This window comes from Streptococcus parasanguinis (assembly GCF_016648925.1).
Taxonomy (GTDB): domain Bacteria; phylum Bacillota; class Bacilli; order Lactobacillales; family Streptococcaceae; genus Streptococcus.
Genome location: NZ_JACLQX010000006.1, coordinates 1 through 17,547 on the forward strand (window position 1 = coordinate 1; position 17,547 = coordinate 17,547).

The following is a 17,547-nucleotide window of genomic DNA, read 5'->3' on the forward strand; positions in this document are numbered from 1 at the left end:
ACAGCCCTACTCAACTGTGCGGAGGTGGGACGACGAAATCGAATTCTAACGAATTACCGATTTCTGTCCCACTCTCTAAATGTTATTCTTCATCCATTGACAAGACAGATAAGAAGGCTTCCTGTGGTACTTCTACAGATCCAATGGCCTTCATCCGTTTCTTACCAGCTTTTTGCTTTTCAAGAAGCTTGCGTTTCCGTGAGACGTCCCCACCATAACACTTGGCCAAGACATTCTTACGAAGGGCCTTGATATCTGTACGGGCCACGATCTTATGACCGATCGCTGCTTGGATAGGCACTTCAAACTGTTGACGAGGGATAATCTTCTTGAGCTTCTCAACGATCAACTTACCACGTTCATAAGCAAAGTCCTTGTGAACGATAAAGCTGAGGGCATCGACGGTATCGCCATTGAGAAGGATATCCATTTTGACCAATTTAGAAGGACGGTATTCAGACAACTCATAGTCAAAGCTCGCATAGCCACGAGTAGAAGATTTCAATTTATCAAAGAAATCAAAGACAATTTCCGCCAGTGGAATTTGATAGATGACATTCACCCGATTTTCATCGATGTAGTCCATGGTCACAAAATCACCGCGTTTCCGTTGGGCCAGTTCCATAACCGCACCGACAAACTCTTGTGGCACCATGATTTGTGCTTTGACATAAGGTTCTTCGATCGAAGCAATCTTGGTTGGATCTGGAAACTCAGAAGGGTTTGAGACATCCAGTGCTTCTCCGTCTGTCAAATTGACCTTGTAGATAACAGACGGTGCTGTCATGATCAAGTCAATGTTGAACTCGCGCTCCAAGCGCTCCTGGATAACGTCCATATGAAGGAGACCCAAGAAACCACAACGGAAACCAAAACCGAGGGCCTGAGAAGTTTCCGGTTCAAATTGAAGACTGGCGTCATTCAATTGCAATTTTTCCAAGGCTTCACGAAGATCATTGTATTTGTTAGATTCGATTGGGTAAAGACCGGCAAAGACCATTGGATTCATTTGCTTGTATCCATGTAGTGGCTCACTTGCCGGATTGGAAGCTAGGGTCACCGTATCCCCGACGCGGGTATCCGCAACAGTCTTGATAGAGGCCGCAATATAGCCAACATCTCCCGTCGCAAGGAAATCACGGCCGACTGCTTTAGGAGTAAAGATCCCAACTTCTGTGACATCAAAGGTCTTGCCATTGCTCATGAGCTGGATCTTATCGCCTGGTTTAACCATTCCATTGACCACACGGACCTGAAGAATTACCCCACGATAGGCATCATAAACAGAGTCAAAGATCAAGGCTTGAAGAGGGGCTTCAACATCCCCAGTCGGTGCTGGAACTTTCTCAACGATCTGCTCCAAAATCTCTTCAATCCCAATACCAGCTTTGGCAGAGGCTAGGACAGCTTCACTAGCATCCAAGCCGATGACATCTTCTACTTCTGTGCGCACCCGTTCTGGATCTGCAGCTGGCAAGTCAATCTTGTTAATGACTGGAAGGATTTCCAAATCATTGTCCAGCGCTAAGTAGACGTTGGCTAGGGTCTGAGCTTCAATCCCTTGAGCGGCATCCACTACGAGAATGGCCCCCTCACAGGCAGCGAGCGACCGCGAAACCTCATAGGTAAAGTCCACGTGTCCTGGTGTGTCAATCAAGTGGAAGATATAGGTTTCCCCATTTTTAGCCGTGTAGTTCAATTCGATGGCGTTCAGCTTAATAGTAATCCCACGTTCCCGTTCCAGGTCCATGCTATCTAGGAGTTGGGCTTGCATCTCCCGACTAGACACGGTTTCTGTTTTTTCTAAGATTCGATCGGCCAAGGTTGACTTTCCATGGTCAATATGGGCGATGATCGAGAAGTTCCGAATCTTCTCTTGTCGTTTTTTTAATTCTTCAAAATTTGGCATAATCATCTTCCTAGTAAATTTAATCGTACTCTTCATTATAACAAAAAAGATAGGCCTTTGCCTATCTTAATTCATTATTTTCAAAAATCGCTTCTGCGTTTTATTTCCCTCATAACCTATTCGTTCGTAAAAGAGATGGGCTTCTTTTCGATGAGAGGCGGAATTTAAACGGATAAAAGCATAATGCTTGCTTTTGGCAAGTTCTTCAACTCGCTCCATCAATTGGCGACCAATCCCACGTCCTTGAGCAGATGGAAAAACCGCTAGACCCAAAACATTCAGACCGGCGTCACTATAGAGACTTTCATAAACTTCTGCTTCCACATAGCCAAGAATATGGCCTGTTTGGTCCTCTTCATAAACAAAGCAAAAATGATCCGAATCTGGCGAATTAAATTTATCAATCTGAGCTGCCACTTTCTCCAGGGTCGAATCATACCCCAATGCTTGGTGACATAAATCTCTAATTTGACCTGCATCTTTAACTTGAACAGTACGAATCATGCCTTCACCTCCATGAACCCTTTAGTATTATCTTAGATCTTTTTCCTCAAAAAGTAAAGGAATATCTGATAAAATTTAAAATGAAAATCCGATTTAGATCAAATTCATCTTTTTTCGCATTTCTCAGGGATTTCTATTTACTTTTTCGATTTAATTCATTATAATAGTAAGGGTAAATACAAGGAGGTGAGTACGTTGGCTAGAGGTCGTGGAAAAGCAAGCCCTCAAGACAAAGAGGCATTACGGATTATATCGGAAAAAATCAGAGAATTACTGAAAGAACAAGGAAAAAAACAGATCGAATTATCTCGTATTACTGGAATCCCTGCAAGTACCCTGACTGGATATGTAAAAGGAACTTCTCTTCCCGTTCCTGAAAATTTAGAGAAGATTGCAGCCTTTTTCCAGGTAGCAGTTGCTGAAATTGACCCTCGTTTGCGCAATGATTTTGTGGTCATTGATTCAGAGATCGAACGATTGTATAAAAAGCTCGATGAAGGAAATCAAGAAAATCTTCTTTCTTATGGAAAGAGTCTCTTGACCCATCAGAAAGAAAGACAGAAAATTGAAAAGCAATACCACTCTTATTCTGTCTATGATTCTTTTGCAGCTTACCAAAATCAGAAACAAGCTGATATCGTCTGGTTTGATCAAAAGATTCCTTACGATTTGGCTTTTTGGATTCATACGGATTCCCTCGAGCCTAAATACGTAAAAGGGGCGGTTGTGTTAATCAAGCAAACCTATTATGATCAGGCAGGGGCTATTTATGCCATTGATTTTGATGGGCAAACGTTGATCAAACGTGTCTTTCGTGAGGCCAACGGTATTCGACTGGTTTCCCTCAATAAGAAATATAGTGATCAAATCATTCCACTAGATGAGGAACCTGGGGTGATTGGAAAAGTGATTGATGGCTTTGTTCCTCTTGATTTGGAGGAAATCAAATGATTAAATTAATTGCGATTGACTTGGACGGAACTCTTTTGCATGAGGATAAGACTCTCTCTAAAGGCAATATTGAAGCTCTCCACCGGGCCCATGAAGCCGGTTATGATATTGTGATCTGTACTGGTCGCCCCTTAGCGGGGGTACGGCCCATCTTTGAAGAGATTGGTCTTCCTGATGGCAACTACTATATGATTATCAATAACGGGTGTACAACCTTGTCGACTAAGAATTGGGAAATCATTAGCAAGGAAGAATTGAGCCTTGAGGATATGCACCGCTTGCATGTTTTGACGGAAGATACAGATGTCCAGCTAACCTTATTTGACATAGATCACTACCTAGTGGTCGCACCTGAAGCCAGTGAACTTGTCACGATGGATGCGGGCATTGTTAATAGTAAACCGACACTTGTCTCAGAAGAGGATCTACCCAACCTTGTTCCTATTTTTCAAGCCATGTACGTAGGAGATCCTTCTGCTATTGATGACTTCCAAGCTCAGAACGAGGCTGCATTAGAGGCCGATTTTAACACTGTTCGTTCACAGGATATCTTGTTTGAAATCTTGCCAAAAGGCGCGAGCAAGGCTTCTGCTCTTCAAGCATTAAGTCAAACATTGGGCTACAGGAGAGACCAGGTTATGGCTCTTGGAGATGCCAATAATGACCTTGAAATGCTACGTTTTGCTGGTTACAGCGTTGCTATGGGAAATGGCAATGCTGCTGTCAAGGAAATCGCAGACTTCATCACCCTGACCAATGATGAGGATGGTGTGGCCCATGCTATTCACAAATTAATTGAAACTGAAAAAGGAGAATGATCATGAAATACCAAAATTTGTTGGACCGTTTTATTACCTATGTAAAAGTTAACACACGCTCAGATGAAAATTCTACAACCACTCCAAGTACCCAATCACAAGTTGATTTTGCAACAAACGTCTTGATCCCTGAAATGAAACGCGTGGGGCTTCAAAACGTCTACTATTTGCCAAACGGCTATGCCATTGGAACACTTCCAGCTAATGATCCAAGCTTTACACGCAAGATTGGATTTATCTCTCACATGGACACCGCTGACTTCAATGCTGAAAATGTCAATCCACAAATCGTTGAGAATTACGATGGGGGTGTCATTGCTCTAGGGGGTTCTGGTTTCACACTGGATCCAGCTGATTTTGCTCATTTGAACAACTACAAGGGACAAACCTTGATCACGACGGACGGTACTACTCTTCTGGGAGCAGATGATAAATCTGGTATCGCTGAAATTATGACGGCTATCGAATACCTGACAGCGCATCCTGAAATCAAACACGGGGAGATCCGTGTCGGCTTTGGTCCAGATGAAGAAATCGGCGTCGGAGCAGATCAATTTGATGCAGAAGATTTTGATGTAGACTTTGCTTATACGGTTGATGGCGGTCCTCTTGGGGAGCTTCAATACGAAACCTTCTCAGCAGCTGGAGCTGAAATTACCTTCAAAGGACGCAATGTCCACCCAGGTACAGCCAAAGGTCAAATGATCAATGCCCTTCAATTGGCCATTGATTTCCATAACAAACTACCTGAAGGAGCACGTCCTGAATTAACCGAAGGCTATGAAGGCTTCTACCACTTGATGAACATTGAAGGTACTGTTGAGGAAGCAAGTGCCAGTTACATCATTCGGGACTTTGAAACCGAAAGCTTTGAGAAACGCAAAGACCTCATGACATCTATTGCGGATCAGATGAATGCGGAGCTCGGTAGCGAACGCATTCTCCTCACCCTCAAAGATCAGTACTACAACATGAAGCAAGTGATTGAAAAAGATATGACGCCGATTACCCTTGCTAAAGAAGTCATGGAAGATCTTGGCATCACTCCAATCATTGAACCGATCCGCGGTGGTACTGATGGGTCTAAAATTTCCTTTATGGGAATTCCGACACCAAATATCTTTGCCGGTGGCGAAAACATGCATGGTCGCTTTGAATACGTAAGTCTCCAAACCATGGAACGCGCAGTTGATACCATTATCGGTATTGTGACCAAAAAATAAGAAACAAAAAAGGATTCGGATAGTTTGTCCGGATCCTTTATTGTCTATTAGAAAGCTTGACAATATCTTTGACCTGATCAATGGTCTGAATCAGGTGAAGGCTTGTCTCATGGATAGGGAGATAATAGACTTTATCTGCCAAAGATTCTGTAAAAGGACGATTGGTGACTAAGATCACCTGTTGTCCTTTTTCTTTTAACTCTTGCTCCTTCTTTCGTACCTTTTGGTAAAAGCTCGTGTCCCGAATTTCTAGATCATCCACTAAAACACAGGCAGCATCCAAACCGAATGACTCATTGGTCCCGTTTTGGGTCAGATAATAGGCTGCTCCTGCTTTGACCTCATATAAGCCAGCTGATGGCTCAACCGGAAGAAATGCTGGGCTTGTTGCAACTTCTGCTGCTTTTTCCATCACTACAAGGTTGGCTAGGACCTGCAAATAAATAGGGGATAATTTACTTAAATCCAAGAGTTCCTCAAACTCAAAACCACGTTTCAGAGCCTCTAAGATATAGAAGAGCCGGTGGGGCATATGACGAGCAATTTTCTGGATTAATTCATCATCGCTCATTTCCTCAGGAAGGATGGTCAGCAAGTTCTTGTCTTTAATGGTTTCTAGGGCTTGTTGATAAGCTTCATCGATTCTCTTTCCAAATCCATAAACTGCCCCATAAGAGTGAATTTGGGTATTGAGGCGGGCATTTTTAGCAGCATCAGAAAAAATTGGGATCTTAAAGAAGATATAGTCCAAACTCGGTTCGTAAACGGCCTTTAAATCCTTTAATAAGGGATGAGGCAAATGCTCGAGAGAGCGCCCTAATTGCAACTGTACTCCTTGCTCAAACAAGGAATAGCCCAAGCCCATAGAGGCCATCGAGATACTATCTGAAGCAAATGGATTAACTTCTAGGATATAAAAAGCATAGCTCGTCGGATCCAAAGCAAACTTGATCGAAATGGCTCCTGTCAGCTTCAAATAGCGACTGATGTGGATCGCTGCTTCACGAAGATTTTGAAACTCCCGGTCTGTCAGGGTGACCGCTGGCATAAATTGATAAGAGTCACTAGAGTGGATCCCGACAGGATCAATGCTTTCAATAGAGGCTGCCAGGTAGTGATTGTCTTCGCGATCGCGCATGACCACAAAATCCAATTCCTTAAAGCCATAGGTCGAAAATTCTAGCAAACACTGCTGACTTGGAGAGACCGAAAGTCCCGTTTCCACTGCTTCGCACAAGTCATCCAAGTTATGAGCAATCTTTCGTCCCTGCCCTTGCTTACTCGCTACCGGCCAGATCATAATGGGAAATTGAATGCCTTCAGAAAACTCGATGGCTTCTCGAACCGAGCCAACCAGTGCGGAAGCAGGTACCTGATAGCCCAACTCTTGAAAGAGGCGTCGTTGATCCGCCTGCTGATAAAAGGTCCGGTAGCGTTGGAGGCTCGGTCCGATAATCCTAATCGATGCGTCTTTGAAAAATCCAGTTTCTTCCAATCGAAATAAGAGATTTAAAATCTGTTTATCCGCAAAAGCTAAGAGCAAGCGGGATCGAGTATAAGAAAGAAGAGTCGTCTTAAGAGCATCCAGCTTGAGCTTACAGACTACAACCTGATCTGCAGCTTCTTGTGTAAAAGCATTTTCTTCGCCCAGGTATAGGACAAGAGCATTCCCATCCTTGGCATTCAGTTTTTGTGTTTCCTGTACCGCAGCCAAGAGGCTAATATCCTGATAAGAATCTCCACATAGGAGAAGCAATTTCTGGTTTTGTTTCATCATTCCTTCTCCCTTCTACTTTCGTGAATTTTGGCATCAATCAACTCTAAAAATTCATCATAAAAATAGAGATTTTCCCTTGGGCCTGGACTAGCATCCACTTGGAATTGAACCCCTAAAATCGGTTGGTAACGATGGCGAAAAGCTTCAATACTATGGTCATTGACGTTTTCATGCGTGACCAATAAATCATGGGGTAGGCTATCGCGTGCGATACTATACAAGTGATTTTGACTAGTCATCTCAATTTTTCCTGTCGCAATTTCACGAACAGGAATATTTAATCCGAAGTGTCCAACTTCCATGGGAGCTAGCTCCGCTCCATAAGCTTGAGCTAGTACCTGTGCTCCCAAGCCCATGCCCCAGATCGGAATTTGACCATTGATTTTTTGGATCAAGCGACAGAGTTTTTTCACCTGATGGGGATCTCCAGGCCCACTGGATAAAATAACGCCATCGGGCTGCTGTTCCATCAGTTCATCATAAGAGATGTCATAGGGATAGACCGTGACATTACAGTCCCTTTGACTCAGCTGGCGTAAGACAGAGTGTTTGACCCCTAGATCGATCAAGGCAATACTCTTACCAAAACCCGGTACAGCATAGGCCGTTTTTGTCGAGACTTGACGCACTTGGTCTTTGGGAAGGACTGTCGCTCGCAACTGATCCAAAATATGCTCGATCGAATCCCCCTTGTTAATGACCGTTGCCTTCATCCGTCCATACTTGCGGACAATTTTTGCCACCTGTCTCGTATCAATCCCTACAATACCAGGGATTTTTTTTCGCTTCAAGAATTCATCCAAGGTCATCTGCTGCCGCCAATTGCTCGGCATCTCCACCAGATGCTGAACGACTACTGCCAAACAGGTGGGCGTAATCGATTCAGAATCATCTCGATTGATCCCTGTTGCGCCAATAACTGGAAAGGTAAAAGAGAGTATCTGGCCACTAAAAGCCTGATCCGTGATCAATTCTTGATAGCCTGTCATGGCTGTCATAAAGACCAATTCACCAGTCACATATAGGTCTGCACCAAAGGCTTCCCCTTCAAATACAGTCCCATCCTCTAGGACCAATAATCGTTTCATCGAACCCCTCCCTTCTTTTACACTAGTCCAATTTTATCATAGTTCCTCAAAAAAAGGAAAGTCAGATTCCATGTAGCTCTCTACTCTGTCCTCTTTCTTTCCTTTCAATGAATTGTCAGTTATCTTATTTTGCACCGCGACCTTTAAGGACGGCTTCAATGATGGCCATACGGACAAAGACACCGTTGGTCATTTGTTGTACGATGCGTGATTTAGGAGCTTCTACCAAGTGGTCCGCAATTTCAACGTCACGATTGACTGGTGCTGGGTGCATCAAGATCGCTGTATCTTTCATACGGTCATAACGTTCTTGAGTCAAGCCATGAAGACGGTGGTAGTTTTCTTTAGAGAAGAGTGATTCGTAATCATGACGTTCGTGTTGCACACGCAAGAACATCATCACATCTACTTCTTCAATGACTTCATCGATAGTGACGAAGGTTCCATAGTCTTCAAATTCCGCACTTCTCCATTCGTCTGGACCTGCAAAGTAGAGGGTTGCTCCCAAACGTTTCAAGATTTGCATATTTGATTTTGCCACACGTGAGTGATCCAAATCCCCAGCGATACAAACTTTCAAACCATCAAAGTGACCGAATTCTTGGTAGATGGTCATCAAATCAAGCAAGCTTTGGCTTGGGTGTTGACCTGAACCGTCCCCACCATTGACGATAGATGCAGTGATCGTTGGGCTTTCAACCAATTCTTTGTAGTAGTCCACTTCAGGGTGACGGATGACGCAGACATCTACACCAAGAGCTGACATGGTCAAGATGGTATCGTAAAGTGTTTCCCCTTTGTTCACAGAGCTTGTCTTCACATCAAAGTCAAGGAGATCACATCCCAATTTCAACTCTGCCACTTCAAAGGCTTTGTGGGTACGAGTTGAAGGTTCAAAGAAAAGGTTTGAGATGATGTGTTGGTCTTCGTAGGCTGCTTTTGCTCCGTTTTTGAACTCAATCCCACGTTTGATCAATGCCATTACTTCTTCATTGGTAAGAGTTTCCATTGAGACAAGGTTTTTAAGAGCGATTTGATTTTCAGACATGTTGATTCTCCTTTTATAATGTGAATGCAAATAGTTTACAATTTGTTTAAGCTTCTTTGATGAGGACGCGGTCTTGGCCGTCTAGCTCCACCATCTCGACAATGATTTCCTCTGACTTACTTGTCGGGATATTTTTCCCAACAAAGTCCGGACGAATCGGCAACTCCCGATGCCCACGGTCAACTAGAACCGCAAGACTCACTCGAGCAGGACGACCGTGACTGACCAAATTGTCAATGGCAGCGCGTATCGTGCGACCTGTATAGAGGACATCATCGATCAAAATGACTTCTCTATGAGCGATATCAACTGGTAAAACCGTTGTATCTTCTGTCGCCTTCATGTCATCTCGGAAAGGCTTGGTATCTAGTTCTGCTACAGGGACATCGATTTGTTCCAGCTGAGAGAGGCGTTCTTGGATCCGGCGAGCGATGTAAACACCACGCGTCTTGATCCCCACCAGCACAATCTGGCTCAAATCTTTGTTTCGTTCAATGATTTCGTAGGTGATGCGGGTAATGGCCCGTTTCATCGTCAAATCATCAACGACTTCTTTGGTTTTCATTCAGTCCTCCTTAGTTGTAAAAGAAAAACCTCCTTTTTCAAGGAGGTTCAGCAAATGAATGGTCTAAGAGGATAGAGTCTCGCCCTATGGTCCTAGCCATTGTTTTTCACAGTCTCCTTGCCTGCCTCACGGGACAGGATTAAAGGATTTATTTAATTGAGATAACTATATCACAGTTTCAAACGACATGCAAGAAAAAACTCAACATTTTTCAAAAAAATTTAAAAACATGACTTTTCGTCCGAATAATGTTCGGTTTTTACTAAGAAACAGCCGATTTCCGCTTGATATTTTTGATCCCATAGAGCACATAGCCAGCCAAGAGGTAAGCGATAAAGATGATCACCACCCATTTTCCAACAAAGGCCCAGCCGTATTTATTAACATTGATAAAGAAATAGGCAAAGGGACTATCTTTTGCACCTGGAATTGGCCACTTCAAGACCAATCCATTGAGAAGGGCAAAGAGCATGTAAGCCAGGGGAATCGAGGTCCAAAGGAAGGGATCGAGCTTACGGTATTGCTTGGCTTTATCAATCACTAGAGTATCAAAGAAGAACATCAAAGGAACGATGTAATGACAGAGGAAGTTTTCCAAACGATAAAACTTCTCTGGTGTCGCAATAGGCGCCAACATAAAGTGGTAGATGACACAGGTGATCATAATGGACATGGTAACTGCGCCTTTCATACGAAGGTAGCCCTGAGTCTGGGTCGAACGACCTCGAACCATGCGCCAAACCATGTCTCCCATAAAGAACATGACCAACATGTTAGATAAAATGGTGTAATAGAGCATCATGCCAAAGCCACCATGCTTGGTCAGTTGCAGATAAACACCGAGTACACTTAAGATAAACAATAGAAAACGATAGCTAAATAATAGTTTGGATTTCATAGTATTCTCCTGAAAGAAAAGGGGCTAGGCCCTTCAGTTTAATCAGGAACTTTCCTTAAGTGAGGACGGACGTCAGCGAACTTCTACGAAGTTCCATGACTTATTAAGATACAAAGGGCGTATACGGATAAAGTCAAAATAGGAAGTTTGACGCAGAATCTTTCGATTCTAGGAGAACTTATCTTTTTGACAGAATCCGTAGCCCGTGTTCAATTAGTTTTGAACCTAAAGTTTCAAAACTCCCGAGTACTTGAATCAATACTGTTTCAAGTACTTTTCTCACAGCGGAAAGTTCCATTATAAACTTAAATAACTCTATTAATTTGTGTACTTTTCTTTAGATTTTCTTCACAAATTCTGATTTGAGTTTCATTGCACCGAAGCCATCAATCTTACAATCGATGTTGTGGTCTCCTTCCACGATACGGATGTTTTTCACGCGCGTTCCTTGTTTCAAATCCTTTGGTGCACCCTTCACTTTCAAATCTTTGATCAGGGTCACTGTATCGCCATCAGCCAATTTGTTTCCGTTGGCATCAATCGCTACGACACCCTCTTCTTCTTCGACCTCAGCTGGGTTCCATTCATACGCACACTCTGGGCACACCAAGAGCGCTCCATCTTCATAGACGTATTCAGAGTTACATTTTGGACAGTTTGGTAAGTTATTCATTTTTATCTCCTTATTCAAATTAACTTTCATAGTATACCATGAAAGCGAAAATTTGACAAATTCTGTTCGACTGTAGGAGTTTCAAGAAAAAAGGAGGCGACTTGGCCTCCCTACATAGATGATATTTCTCAATCTTCCTGCAATTCTTGAATATCTCGAATCACGCGCACACCTGCTTGATTCTTCTCGCGCAGTTCAGCATCAGAGTATGGGAAGGTATTGATCAAGATACTCTCCATCCCGATACTTTGGGCAACAGCGACATCTGTCGTAAAGTCATTCCCCACCATGACCGTTTTCTCAGGGTTCAACTGGTGTTCTTTCATCACTTCCAAGAGAAACTCTGGCTGAGGTTTACGAATACCTGCGTCAGACGACAAGTAAATGGCATGGAAAAGCTCTCTCAAACCAACCAAATCAATCTCCGGATTGGTAAAATCTGCTTGGGCATTGGATAAGAGAAAGATTCGGCAACCTGCAGCTTTCATATCCTCTAATACTTCTTTCGTATGAGGATAAAGCTCCAACCGCTTGCGAGAAAGGACACGGAAAGTTCGCGCAATCAAACGCCCCCACTCTTTGAGGTGGGCAACACTATCCCCACTTGGATGACCTTCTAAATACAATTGCACAAAAATGACCGTCAGATCAATCTCTGGGTAGGCAACTTGTTTTTCCTTGGCCAAGTCTTCTTCGGCTTGTTGCACCAACTCTTTATAACGCAGTCGCAAGCCTTCTCCTGTGTAGCTTGCCCCGTAGGATTGGTAGATCTGAGCCATAGTATCCCATAAAATTGGACTCGACTCATCGGTTTCGATGTCGACCAAGGTTCCATAAAAATCAAAAATATAGTTTTTAAATGCGTACTTGTGCGGACTCATCTCTCACTCCCGTAACAAACATCGTAAAGGTTGCCTTGCAGACATTGGCCCCGTCTTGATTGGTAATATCGACATCCACAACTCGAGTCGTCCGTCCACTGTGGACACATTCACCATGGATCGTGAGGACATCCCCCAGACGCCCTGCTTTCAAGTAATTGATCGAGGATTGCAAGGTTACCCCATCGACACCTTGAGAAACAACAACCAAACCACTGACTTGGTCACACAGGGTAAAGAGATAGCCTCCATGCGCATTTCCATAATAATTGAGCGATGATTCTACGACCTTGGTTGTCACCACTACATGGCCATCTCTCATCCTTTCGATTTCATAATTTTCAAATGCAGCAATTGCATCAAAGTGAAAATCTTTCATATACTTGCCACCTTTTCTAGCATCTTTTCAACTCCTCTATCATACTACAATTAAGGAGTAGATACAAGCAAAGGGGCAATTCCTTAGAAGCAGAAAAGGAGACTCCAACTAAGTAAGAAGACGATACTAGGAACAATGTATTTTCTTGGGTGCTTCCAACATTCTCTCTTTAAATTCCATTTTCTTAAAGGGAAATAGATTTCAATAAGTAAGTGCAAAAAAGCTTCCACTACTGCTAGAATCATGACTCCTAGTAAAAATAGAATCCCCAAATTAGGCATGACCACCATTTTTAATAATAGAGCAACAAATAGATTCACAGCTAAGAAATAAGTCAACAATACACAGTAATACATCAAGTAAAAGAACCGACTCTTAGGAAGGGACTTAACATGATCAATCAAATCTTTATCCGCGGAAATGAGGGTGGTTAATGGCGTATTGACAGAAGCCATCGTTAAAAGAATGATGATTTTTAAAGGAGCATCATAATCCTGTATCAGAATGAGAAGGAGGAAGATGAGGGTAAAGACAAAATTGATGGAAAAATAGCGCTCTTGAAACAAGGAAATCCAAAAATAATTTCCACTTCTTCTCTTTGCGACGAGCAACTGATCATGTTTTGAAATCGCGACCAGGTCCTCATTTTTAAAAATTAAGACAGCAAGGAGGGGTGACAGTAAGATCATATAGGACACTTGTTGGACCCATAAAGAAGATACTGTGAGAACAGTCGATACAAAAATGAGCACCCCTCCTAGAAAACTGGGCCGTGTATTGAACTGGATAAAGACATAAAACACACTTAATACCACCAGTAAAGATAGGAGGACAAGCTTAAAGGATTGTGCCAGGTCTAACTTGACTCCCAAAAAGAGGATCAATAACAGCACGCGCTCTAACAAATTGAGAAGAAAGGTTACCGTCAGAAAAGAACCTTTGAAACGATTGAGAGACAACGGAAGCTGGTAATAGGCCTGGACCCTGTCCATCGAAAAGTAGGAATACAACAATTGAAAGGTTGATAGAGCAGTGACAATAGCCGTACTGATCAATAAGACTTGAAAGCTCGTAGAAAATTTGCCCCCAACAAGATGGTAATAAAGAGCAAAAGCTAAGGAAGTCAAGAACAAGAAGAGCCGATTTTTGGATACCAAATCTCTAAAAATTGCTAGTAGCATGCTCTACCCCCTCTGACGATTGACGTCATGAAACCAATCTTCTAAATTCGATTCGATCGCGTCTAGGTGACCATCTTCAATAGTATAAGCTGTATCACAGACTCGAACGATACTCTCTGCGATATGCGAACTCATCAGAATAGAGCCTTCTTCTTTATACTGCAATAGCAAACCATATAGAAATTCTGTCGCATCAAAATCAAGGCCATCAAATGGTTCGTCCAAAATAAGGAGGGGAGGTTTGAGATAAAAAGCTGTGATCAAGAAGACTTTCTTCTTATTTCCCGTTGACAAACTACCGATATCGGTGTTGAGAAATTCTTCAAAATGGAATCCTGAAATCAAGTCCTGTAATAACGTATCATCTCTCTTTCGATGATACAAACGACAGACAAAATTAAAATAGTGAACAAAATCCCAGTTTAAAAAACTATTGTTTTCAGTAAAAACTGTATAGGTACGGCTCTTATAGAAATTCGTATGAAAAGAGGTCGCCTTGTCTTCTATGGTAACAGTCTCAACTGCATACTGCCGATGATCAAAGACACTACTTAAAGCTTTTAGCAAGGTTGTCTTCCCTGCTCCATTTCGACCAATCAACCCGACTACAGAATGATTGGGTACAAGCAAATTCGTATCTTTTATAATGGGCTTGCCTTTTTTATACCAAACGTTTAGCCCCTTGATGTTTAAACAATCACTCTTCATCGACGCACTCCTTTATAAAGGTAAGAAGCCCCAACCAAAAGCAACAGCAAAGCGTATAACCATTCCTTTTGAAAGGCAAAGACTAAGGCACCGATCAAGAAGCAAATTCCTATAAGGATTCTAAATTGTAATTTCATATCTTGCCTTCTTTCTATTCACAGTATGAAAGATTACAATTGTATTTTATGCTTATACTATAGTACTTTTTTTAAGCAGATTCAAGCACGAATGGAATATTCTTACTTCTTTTACCTTGCAAGCAAAAAAGCTAGATACCTCTAGCCCTTTACTTAAAATCTTAATTTTTCCCAATCATCGTCTGTCCGTTTGCGATAATAGAACTCAGACAAGTCCGGGTCTTCCATCACTTCCAGCAGAGGAAGCATATCGTAGGACAAGTCCAACTTTTCTAATTGATCCTTCTCAACCCAATAAACTTCTCCTTCTTCAGACGATCTTAGCTGGCCTGTAAATTCTGTCGCTTTGTAGCAAAAGACGATGTAGCGGCCGCCCTCATCTTGTGGCCAGTCTTTGACTGCGACCAGTTTTGGATTTGTAATTGTAAGTCCTGTCTCTTCGTAGATTTCACGAATGACGGATTCTGCAAGACTTTCTCCTTCTTCAATATGGCCTCCAGGAAAGGCATAGCCAGACCATTTCTTGTAACGATCTGGCGAGCGGTATTGGAGGACTACTTTTCCATTCGTAGGATCTTCTACCAAACAAAGATTGGTAAGTACAGTAGATGTTGCGCGTGACATAAATTTCCTTTCTATAATGTTAACAATTAATCAAAATAAACTTTTTTCTTTACCTCTTTCTTCATCACAAAGGGATTTACCAGCTCATGGTATTCATCAAAAATATCCAAAAGAAAGCCTCTCTCAAAGACAATGGTCTTCTCTTTTAACGAATATTCCGAGTGAATTGTTACCGGACCATGGCCATCAAAGGTAAAGAACAACTCAATGAAAAATACCAAAATCACCATAGCAAAGAGACTCAAAAGAACACTAATAAGATTCTTCCAATTTGGAGCATGTTTTCGATAGAATCGATGCCAGATGTGAGCAAAAGCCGTCCCAGCTCCAAGATACAGCCAAGGATTCCAAAGAAGTGGCGTAAATGCGTAGCCAAACAATCTTAATAGGAAGTTGACAAAAACAAAAAGTAGCAAAATCAGATACATGATCATAAACAGGTTCAGATACTTTCTCATGTTTGATCTCCCCTTCGTAATAATTGGTTTAAACTGGATCTCCTAAAGAAACATCAACAGAATATGATAACCCAATCGAATCCAATGATCAATTTGAGGCGCATCTGGATCATTTTTTTTACTATCTAAAAATAGACTTAGCGATAATAAAAGTAAGCTAAGAGCTATAACTATTCTAAGAACGAGTCTCATACCGCCAAGAGCAAAAGAAACTATAGAACCAATTAGTGGTAAAGGGGAAAATATAAATGCCACTAAGCCGAAATAGATCTTAACCAATGATAAAACCAATAAACTATAAACGACAATCTTCGTAATAAGAGAGACCCTTTTATCTTCTTTTTTCAGTTGTGAAATGGAATAGATGACATAGATCATATACATAAATAGAAACATATTTATTTCCCCTATTTCTAATAGATTTTATTCCTATTTTATCCAACATCCGTTAAGAATACAACCGCTTGCCTGGACATGTCCAACAAAGACGAGGACAGGATCAGAGTTTTTTCACTTCTTCTGCTACCTTTTGAAGATGCTTCTCTCGCATGCTAGCGGTGTTCACATCCCGACCGACTTCTCCCAAGATACAGACGCGCTTGGTTTTGATCCCACAGTGGTTCAAGACGGCATTCTTTAAGACAGAAATACCATAACTATCTGGAATGTTGAGAGGGCCTGAAAAGATCTTATACCACCAAGTAGGCGCCATGGAGGTCGCATAAATACTGGCTGTTTTCCCTTTAAGTAACTTCTTGAATTGCTTGCCTCTCAGGTAATTCCATATAAAACTCCCCTGATCATTAGCAGAGTAGGCAATCCCCGGTGTAAAGACCCGATCGATCCAGCCCTTCATGAGGCTCGGCATACTACTCCACCAGATAGGATAGACAAAGATCAGGTGATCCGCCCATTGTATCCATTCTTGAGAACGAAGGATAAAGGAATCTTCCTCCATCCGCTTTCGATAACCATAGCGAAGGACAGGATCAAAGTCCTCTTCATTGAGACTGATCACTTGGAGCTCGTGGCGATTTGATTCAATCGTTTCGACAATGGTTTGAAAAATAGCCTGACAGTAACTTTCCTTATCCGGGTGTCCATTGATGACCAGAATTTTCATTCGTCTTCTCCTTCATTTCTTTGGTTCATTCTATCTCTTTTATTTTTTTACTTGATTAATTGATAATGGTTCAAAGATTGATAGATAGGTCCTTTAGGAATTTTTATTCGAAGAACACTTCATCCGCAATTCCTTAACAGGTTTTCCAAGTTCAAGTATTTTTTCTTGGCCATCAAAAGTAAAACCCATTTTTTGATAGAAAGCAATGGCTCGCTTATTATCTTTCAATACCCATAAATAAATTTCAGAGAAATGATCGAGAACAGCAAATGCAGCATGCAATAACTGTTCACTCACACCTTTTCCATAGTAATCTTTTAAAACATATAAGGCGATGATTTCACCAGCTTGAATGGCCTCATCACGAAAATTTCCATAGCTGATAAATCCAACGACCTTCTTTCCATCCATCGCAATCAAGGTATTTTCTGGATACTTTTGACTAAAGAAACGACATCTATCTAATGTCATCGTCTCCTGAAATTCCGCGGGTAAAAGATCGTCATAAGCCTCTCTCCACGTTTGCCAATGAACGAGAGATTTTCCTTCTATCTCTTCAGGAGTTTCCATTGTTTTAATGATAATCTTCATTCGCTTTATCC

Annotated in this window: 21 protein-coding genes; 3 read left to right on the forward strand and 18 right to left on the reverse strand. The window is 42.0% G+C overall.

The features are described from left to right. Positions 1–82 precede the first annotated feature (82 nt). The gene (gene lepA / locus H7T97_RS03180) at positions 83–1,909 is read right to left on the reverse strand and encodes a translation elongation factor 4 (RefSeq protein WP_201089390.1); all 1,827 of its coding nucleotides are present in this window, start codon (positions 1,907–1,909) and stop codon (positions 83–85) included. Positions 1,910–1,975: 66 nt separating this feature from the next. Further along, a complete protein-coding gene (locus H7T97_RS03185; RefSeq protein ID WP_150906188.1) occupies positions 1,976–2,413 on the reverse strand; it encodes a GNAT family N-acetyltransferase in 438 nt (145 codons plus the stop codon). A 195-nt stretch (positions 2,414–2,608) separates the two neighbouring features. Between H7T97_RS03185 and H7T97_RS03190 the strand changes: the two genes are divergently transcribed. Genes H7T97_RS03190 through pepT form a run of 3 tightly spaced genes read left to right on the forward strand, consistent with a single transcriptional unit; the run spans position 2,609 to position 5,405 of the window. Further along, positions 2,609–3,364, forward strand: coding sequence for a LexA family transcriptional regulator (locus H7T97_RS03190; RefSeq protein WP_024056088.1), 756 nt, complete (start codon positions 2,609–2,611; stop codon positions 3,362–3,364). Beyond that, positions 3,361–4,182, forward strand: coding sequence for a Cof-type HAD-IIB family hydrolase (locus tag H7T97_RS03195; RefSeq protein ID WP_201089392.1), 822 nt, complete (start codon positions 3,361–3,363; stop codon positions 4,180–4,182). Before H7T97_RS03190 ends, H7T97_RS03195 begins: the two co-directional genes overlap by 4 nt. Before the next feature lie 2 nt (positions 4,183–4,184). Further along, the gene (gene pepT / locus H7T97_RS03200) at positions 4,185–5,405 is read left to right on the forward strand and encodes a peptidase T (RefSeq protein ID WP_201089393.1); all 1,221 of its coding nucleotides are present in this window, start codon (positions 4,185–4,187) and stop codon (positions 5,403–5,405) included. A 37-nt stretch (positions 5,406–5,442) separates the two neighbouring features. Here the strand turns inward: pepT and H7T97_RS03205 are convergent, their stop codons facing one another. The 16 genes from H7T97_RS03205 to H7T97_RS03280 all read right to left on the reverse strand — a co-directional run bounded on the left by H7T97_RS03205 (position 5,443) and on the right by H7T97_RS03280 (position 17,536). Beyond that, a complete protein-coding gene (locus H7T97_RS03205) occupies positions 5,443–7,182 on the reverse strand; it encodes an ATP-binding protein (protein ID WP_201089395.1) in 1,740 nt (579 codons plus the stop codon). Further along, complete coding sequence (locus tag H7T97_RS03210) at positions 7,179–8,270, reverse strand: carbamoyl phosphate synthase small subunit (RefSeq protein ID WP_201089397.1); 1,092 nt, start codon at positions 8,268–8,270, stop codon at positions 7,179–7,181. The genes H7T97_RS03205 and H7T97_RS03210 overlap by 4 nt, the downstream gene beginning before the upstream one ends. A 124-nt stretch (positions 8,271–8,394) precedes the next feature. After that, on the reverse strand, positions 8,395–9,318 hold the full coding sequence (locus tag H7T97_RS03215; protein ID WP_049471804.1) for an aspartate carbamoyltransferase catalytic subunit: 924 nt from the start codon (positions 9,316–9,318) through the stop codon (positions 8,395–8,397). 46 nt (positions 9,319–9,364) lie between these two features. Then, a complete protein-coding gene (pyrR, locus tag H7T97_RS03220) occupies positions 9,365–9,883 on the reverse strand; it encodes a bifunctional pyr operon transcriptional regulator/uracil phosphoribosyltransferase PyrR (protein ID WP_003001719.1) in 519 nt (172 codons plus the stop codon). 262 nt (positions 9,884–10,145) lie between these two features. Then, positions 10,146–10,781 carry a Pr6Pr family membrane protein gene (locus tag H7T97_RS03225; protein WP_201089399.1) on the reverse strand — a complete coding sequence of 212 codons (636 nt, stop codon included), beginning with the start codon at positions 10,779–10,781 and terminating at the stop codon, positions 10,146–10,148. Between the two features lie 337 nt (positions 10,782–11,118). Next, positions 11,119–11,454: a zinc ribbon domain-containing protein YjdM gene (locus H7T97_RS03230; RefSeq protein ID WP_003016288.1), complete on the reverse strand. Its 336-nt coding sequence runs from the start codon at positions 11,452–11,454 to the stop codon at positions 11,119–11,121. Between the two features lie 128 nt (positions 11,455–11,582). After that, on the reverse strand, positions 11,583–12,335 hold the full coding sequence (locus tag H7T97_RS03235; protein ID WP_150906196.1) for an HAD family hydrolase: 753 nt from the start codon (positions 12,333–12,335) through the stop codon (positions 11,583–11,585). Beyond that, a complete protein-coding gene (locus tag H7T97_RS03240) occupies positions 12,310–12,714 on the reverse strand; it encodes a PaaI family thioesterase (RefSeq protein WP_195529189.1) in 405 nt (134 codons plus the stop codon). The genes H7T97_RS03235 and H7T97_RS03240 overlap by 26 nt, the downstream gene beginning before the upstream one ends. A gap of 83 nt (positions 12,715–12,797) precedes the next feature. Then, complete coding sequence (locus H7T97_RS03245; RefSeq protein WP_049493081.1) at positions 12,798–13,895, reverse strand: hypothetical protein; 1,098 nt, start codon at positions 13,893–13,895, stop codon at positions 12,798–12,800. Positions 13,896–13,898: 3 nt separating this feature from the next. Further along, a complete protein-coding gene (locus tag H7T97_RS03250) occupies positions 13,899–14,603 on the reverse strand; it encodes an ATP-binding cassette domain-containing protein (RefSeq protein ID WP_049493084.1) in 705 nt (234 codons plus the stop codon). Continuing rightward, positions 14,600–14,740, reverse strand: coding sequence for a hypothetical protein (locus H7T97_RS03255; RefSeq protein WP_003001697.1), 141 nt, complete (start codon positions 14,738–14,740; stop codon positions 14,600–14,602). The genes H7T97_RS03250 and H7T97_RS03255 overlap by 4 nt, the downstream gene beginning before the upstream one ends. Positions 14,741–14,893: 153 nt before the next feature. Beyond that, the gene (locus H7T97_RS03260) at positions 14,894–15,364 is read right to left on the reverse strand and encodes an 8-oxo-dGTP diphosphatase (protein WP_201089401.1); all 471 of its coding nucleotides are present in this window, start codon (positions 15,362–15,364) and stop codon (positions 14,894–14,896) included. Positions 15,365–15,390: 26 nt separating this feature from the next. Further along, entirely contained in the window at positions 15,391–15,822 is a 432-nt protein-coding gene (locus H7T97_RS03265; protein ID WP_150906202.1) for a hypothetical protein, read from the reverse strand. A gap of 42 nt (positions 15,823–15,864) precedes the next feature. Further along, positions 15,865–16,218, reverse strand: coding sequence for a diacylglyceryl transferase (locus H7T97_RS03270; protein WP_150906204.1), 354 nt, complete (start codon positions 16,216–16,218; stop codon positions 15,865–15,867). Between the two features lie 103 nt (positions 16,219–16,321). Beyond that, positions 16,322–16,945, reverse strand: coding sequence for an NAD(P)H-dependent oxidoreductase (locus H7T97_RS03275; RefSeq protein WP_118397705.1), 624 nt, complete (start codon positions 16,943–16,945; stop codon positions 16,322–16,324). Positions 16,946–17,038: 93 nt separating this feature from the next. Then, the gene (locus H7T97_RS03280; RefSeq protein ID WP_023918260.1) at positions 17,039–17,536 is read right to left on the reverse strand and encodes a GNAT family N-acetyltransferase; all 498 of its coding nucleotides are present in this window, start codon (positions 17,534–17,536) and stop codon (positions 17,039–17,041) included. Positions 17,537–17,547: the final 11 nt, after the last annotated feature.